This window comes from Salipiger sp. 1_MG-2023, from assembly GCF_030547555.1.
GTDB lineage: Bacteria > Pseudomonadota > Alphaproteobacteria > Rhodobacterales > Rhodobacteraceae > Salipiger.
This window is the reverse complement of record NZ_JAUOQN010000126.1, coordinates 1-3,605: the sequence shown is the minus strand read 5'-3', so window position 1 is coordinate 3,605 and position 3,605 is coordinate 1. Positions and strand designations below refer to the sequence as shown.

Genomic DNA, 3,605 nt, shown 5'->3' with positions numbered 1-3,605 from the left:
AAAGCTGCCGCCTGAAATGAAACCCATGCTACAGCTTAGCCCGGCGGAAAACTGGTCGAAAATTCAGGACCACCTCTGGCATCTCGTTCTCCTCGTTCCTTGCACGGACAGTCGTGTCCGCATCAAGCGTCCTCACCTCCTTTCCTTGGACGGGGTTTCAGGTCGGCGTTCCCGGTAGCAGCCGAAGGAATTTCATTGGCCGACCCTCGTTTCATTCCGCGCTGTCCGGCTGAGACCGGCGCGCCCTCGCGAGAAGGGGCGCGCCGAGATCGCCGGCAGCAGCTTCCCAACTTCCTGTTCCGAATGCCTCACCATTGGGTCCGACCGGGCGCTCCCGCAGCAATCTGGCTTCGGACTGGTAAGCCTTCACGCCCAGGGCCGTGCCGGCGGGTCGCCTTGTCCTGACTACCACCCCGACGCGGGTATCGAATTCCCCTCCAACGCCGCGTGGCCGCATGCACGTTGATCAACCCGGGCACCGACTACCGCGGCGCCGCTTCGGATGCATTCTACCGCTTCTTTCGGAGAGCCCGGTCGTGACGCTTTCTGCGCGGGGTTTTCGCCCCTTTTCGACGAAATACCTCCGTATCCGCGCCGAGCCGCTCGGCGGTGCGCCTTGCCGCCTCCGCATGGGTCTTGCTCGCCAGGACCTGACCGGCCCGGCGCGTGTAGACCGGTGTCACACCGCGCGTGCGGTGACCGAGAATGACCGACGCGAGGGCGGCCTCCTCCGGCGCGCGTGCGACGATGAAATTCGCGGCCGAATGGCGGATCGGGTGCGCCGTGACACGGCGGCCGAGCCGATCTTCGGTCAGGCGTCCGATGTTTTCCGAGAGCGTAGCACCGAGAACGGCGAGACCGTTGTCGCCGACGAAGAGCTTGTTCTCCGTGGGTAGTGCCATCGCGGCGCGGTGCCGGGAAATGTAGGACGACAGGCACCGTACGGCCTCGCTGCTGAAGAGCCTGGTCTCCGCCTCGCCTGTTTTCGTGTCGCACCCCTCCACATGTATCAGGACAAGACGTGCCAGAAGGCCGGGTGTGACATCGACCGAGGCGAGCGCACCGACGCGCATCGGAGCTTCCGTCAGCAACACGAGTGCCAGGGCTGTCCGCGCCAACATGTGGGCCTCTTCGAAGTCGCGTCGAAGGCGTGCCTCGTCGAATTTTCGATCTGCCAGCTCAAAGATCTCCAGGCCAAAATGCCTGAGATCGTCGGCGGGAAGAGCCCGGCCGGCATTGCGTGACGGGGAGGCCGCAGCGATTTTCTTCAGGCTCCGATGCGTCCTTTCGAGCCAGCCATGATCCTTTTCCGGGAACAGGGCACTCGAGAACGCAAGCAGGCTCGCGATCTCAATAGTTGCGGCTGCCGGTCTGCTACCAGCTTCCTACATTTTTCTCAGACGGGCCTTCACCCCGGCAGAATGAAGGAAGCATGGCAGGCTGGATTCGCGACAGCAGTCGAAGTATCTGCCAGCCGCTTCCACGCACCTCTTCAGCGTCGAGGCAGCCCATGCCTGGACCAGCAGCCCATCTTCGAGACCGTCCGGGTCGACGATCAACATCGGCGCGGCGCGATCCTGCCACTCCTGCGGGCATCGTCTCAGATGTCGTTTCAGATGCTCCGCGAAATCGGCCCGCGGGTCGCGCGGGTTGCGACGCCTCGGTTCGCGCAGGGAATAGAGCATGGGTGCGGCCTCGGGGAAGACGAGCCCGAGGACCTGCCGCATGCTCGCTGCCACATCCCTCCGCGCCCGCTGGACTGGTGCGATTACGGCTTCGCACGTCTGCCGCGTCACCTCGAGAGGGTCCGGCGCGAGCAGGATCCACCGCCTAAGTGCTTGGCCCAGGCGGTGTCTTTGATGTTCCGTAAGCGAAAGCGCATCGAACCGGACGCGCAGGACGTCCGGCCAGGCGTCGCGCGGTGCGGTTACCCGGTGTTTCGGCATGCGTGATCCTCCACGATCTTGAAATTGACCTTCGCAAGCACGCTCCGCTGGCTCCTTTCGAGAAGATGCAGATAGCGGTGCTGAGCGATGATCGCGTTGACTTCGGCGTAGTAGCTCTGCGTCGTCTCGATGCGCCGGTGATCGAGCAGGATCCGCACCAGTTCCATGGCGCTGGGATCCTGATCGAGAATGATCTTGCCGGCGAGATGCCGCATGACATGCAGATTCAGATCGATCCTGAAATGCCGCCACAGCTGATTGCGAAAGGTATTGTTGGCCTTCTCCTTGGACATGTGTCCCAGGCCCGGCGGATGCGCAGACGCGTCGTTTTCCTTTTTCGGATAGCCCGGGAACAAGTGCGGATTGCCCACTCGGGCACGGGCCAGGCGGCGGGCTTCGGGGAGAAAATGCGCGATATAATACTTGATCATCTTCACCGTCTCCGGATCGATCTGGATGTGCAGTTCGCTCAACGTCTTCGTTTCGATTGCCGGGATTATGAGGGTCCCGGTGCCGCTGCCCGTGGGAAGGATCAGGTGCGGGTCGTCACCTTCGTGGCGCAGGCCCACGAGGCTGGTCCTGCGCAGCGGGCCTGTGTATTGGGAAATCCGAAGGAAAAGAGCGTTACGAGCCAAAGCGATATGCTGCTTGCTCGGGCGCCGACCCTTCTGAAGGCCCTTGCAAGCCATTTTCCAGAGCTCGCCGGGGGCCTCGAAATACCGGCGCAGCCGGCTTTCCTCGGAAAAGCGCGCAAGTTTCAACTTGTGCCTCTTGCCGATCCTGCGGCTGGTGTAGACACGGGTCTTCGTCCCGTCCTTTTTCAGTTTCGTGGCCACGACCATCGGGTCGATGGACACCTTGAATTCCTCGAGGGCGCTCAGCCGGGTCGGGGGGGCAGGTCAGGCGCGCAGCGACGCCATCGGCCGAGCCGCTGCGCGGGCTTTCAAGTGCCTGCGCCCGCCACGAGATGGCCGAGCGCCGACTTTCGTATGATGCGCTGCTCGGGTGGCAGAGCATCAGGACGTCAAATCCCATCGAGAGCGCGTTCGCCACCATCCGCCACCGCACGAAACGCACCAAGGGATGCCTGAGCCGGGACGGGATGCTCCACATGATGTTCAAGCTCGGCCAATGCGCTGAGAAAAGCTGGCGCAAGCTGCGCGGCTTCGCTCATCTCGCAGACGTCATCGAAGGCGTCGATTTCATCAACGGCATCAAGCCATCAACACAAGATCAGGCCGCCGCTTGATGACCGCCCAAACACCAGATTTGACAATAGCTCCGCGGCGGCTGCCGAAACCGCACTGGCGGAGTTCGAGGACAGCGATCTGGCCGCCCGCTACCCGGCAATCGCGCCGAGCTGGCGACGAGCCTGGGCCGAGGTCATCCCGTTCCTCGACGATCCGCAAACTGATCTACACGACGAATGCCATAGAGGCGCTGAACTCGAAGATCCGCCGGGCCGTCCGCACCCGGGGGCACTTCCCCAGCGATGAGGCGGCGGCGAAATTGATCTATCTCGCTCTGAATGCTACCTCTCGGGAGTGGAAGCGATCCGTCCGCGAATGGCACGCCGTGAAAAGCTGACCTGCCACGGGATTTTTTCTCCATTTGAAATTAGAGTCCGACCCAACGAAGGGACGGACAATGAAGCGAACG

At 62.6% G+C, this 3,605-nt stretch carries 3 protein-coding genes and 2 pseudogenes; 2 read left to right on the top strand and 3 right to left on the bottom strand.

The window, feature by feature from the left end; translation table 11 throughout:
- Window positions 1-509: 509 nt before the first annotated feature.
- The 3 genes from Q4543_RS23970 to Q4543_RS23960 all read right to left on the bottom strand — a co-directional run bounded on the left by Q4543_RS23970 (window position 510) and on the right by Q4543_RS23960 (window position 2,803).
- Window positions 510-1,121, bottom strand: a complete 612-nt coding sequence (locus Q4543_RS23970) for a hypothetical protein (protein ID WP_303442607.1) — start codon at window positions 1,119-1,121, stop codon at window positions 510-512.
- Window positions 1,122-1,385: 264 nt separating this feature from the next.
- Entirely contained in the window at window positions 1,386-1,727 is a 342-nt protein-coding gene (locus tag Q4543_RS23965; protein WP_303442604.1) for a hypothetical protein, read from the bottom strand.
- 200 nt (window positions 1,728-1,927) lie between these two features.
- Entirely contained in the window at window positions 1,928-2,803 is an 876-nt protein-coding gene (locus tag Q4543_RS23960) for a hypothetical protein (RefSeq protein WP_303442602.1), read from the bottom strand.
- 149 nt (window positions 2,804-2,952) lie between these two features.
- Between Q4543_RS23960 and Q4543_RS23955 the strand changes: the two are divergent.
- Window positions 2,953-3,195, top strand: a pseudogene (locus Q4543_RS23955) (IS256 family transposase); the annotation flags it as partial.
- An 88-nt stretch (window positions 3,196-3,283) separates the two neighbouring features.
- Window positions 3,284-3,533 (top strand): annotated as a pseudogene (locus Q4543_RS23950) (transposase); the annotation flags it as partial.
- Window positions 3,534-3,605 lie beyond the last annotated feature (72 nt).